The 1,262-nt window shown below is 54.4% G+C and carries 1 protein-coding gene; it reads left to right on the top strand.

Annotated features, from left to right (window positions below; translation table 11 throughout):
- Positions 1 to 276: 276 nt before the first annotated feature.
- Positions 277 to 1,262 (top strand): IS110 family transposase (locus D8U73_RS18635; protein ID WP_130905382.1); only part of this gene is annotated, 986 nt, incomplete at its 3' end.

The raw sequence follows: 1,262 nt of genomic DNA, 5'->3' as shown, positions 1-1,262 counted from the left end.
CTCGCTCCTTGTATGTTGACCCTGAGTCCAAAGAGAGAGGTTACGCTCAAGGACTCATACAACAGCAAGTGCGTTTCTGGGGGGAGGCCGATCGCTCCTGAAGGCAGGATTTGCTCCTGACCTTGTCTGTAGAGAGGCCCCCCCGCCTCATTGCCCACCACGAAGAGTATCGAGAAGCCGACAAGTCGGACTTCGCATTACAAGGTTGCAGTGGCATGAAGTTCGAGGTCGGGGGAACCGGGAGCAATCTTACCGAAAGTCAGGGAAGTGAAAAGCATGAATACTCATGTCGGCATAGACATTGGTGCTCGCACGTCTGCGATGGGATGGCGACAGAACGGTAAAACATCAGGCCAGTGGGAGATTCAGCACACACCCAAAGGGCGCAAGACTGCCGCGGCCAAGATGCTGGGTCTCAAGCCGCTGAGCGTGGTTATGGAAGCCACCGGCATTTACTACCTGGATCTTGCGCTGGAGTTGCACGCCGCCGGTTTGCCGGTCTCGGTGATCAACCCAAAAAGTTTTCACAATTTTGCCAAATTGATGCTGCAAAACAGCAAGACTGACCAGATAGATTCTCAATTACTAGCCGAATATGGCGAGCGTATGGCGCCCAGACTTTGGGTGCCGCCTACGGCCGATCAGATGACGTTGCGTGCCATTGGACGTCATATCAATCGTCTGATTGGTCATCGAACGCGAGCCAAAAACGAATTGCACGCGCTACAAGCGACAGAAACAAGAGTGGAGCTGCTGATCGAAGATGAGAAAGAGGCGATTGCAGGGTTGGACGCGCGGATTGATCGTTTGAAGAAAGCCGCACGTGATGCCATCGCCAAATGCCCGGACCTGAGTTTGCAGTTTCGCTGCATGATGGCGGCACCCGGCGTAGGAGAAGCCTCGGCTATCGCTGCACTGGCGGAGCTGACGACCCTGCCTGTGACGCTTAAATCGGCACAGGTAAGCCGTTACGCAGGCCTGGACGTCAGGTTGACCCAATCCGGCACCAGCGTGAATCGGCCAGGGCGAATGTCCAAATGCGGCAATGCTTATTTGCGTGCAGCGATGTTCATGCCGGCAATGACGGCAATCCGCTGCGATGAGAATGTGAAGGCTTTTTACGAAGCTCTCGTTGCTCGCGGCAAGAAAAAAATGCAGGCAATCGGTGCGGTGATGCGCAAATATCTGACTGGGTTGTGGGCGTGCATGCGTTCCGGAGAAGAATTTAATACGGCCAAGCTTTTTAGCGAAAAACATCTCGC

Source organism: Pseudomonas sp. Sample_22 (assembly GCF_004307635.1).
Classification (GTDB): domain Bacteria; phylum Pseudomonadota; class Gammaproteobacteria; order Pseudomonadales; family Pseudomonadaceae; genus Aquipseudomonas.
Note: the sequence above shows the minus strand (reverse complement) of the source record. Positions and strands in the feature narration are given on the sequence as shown.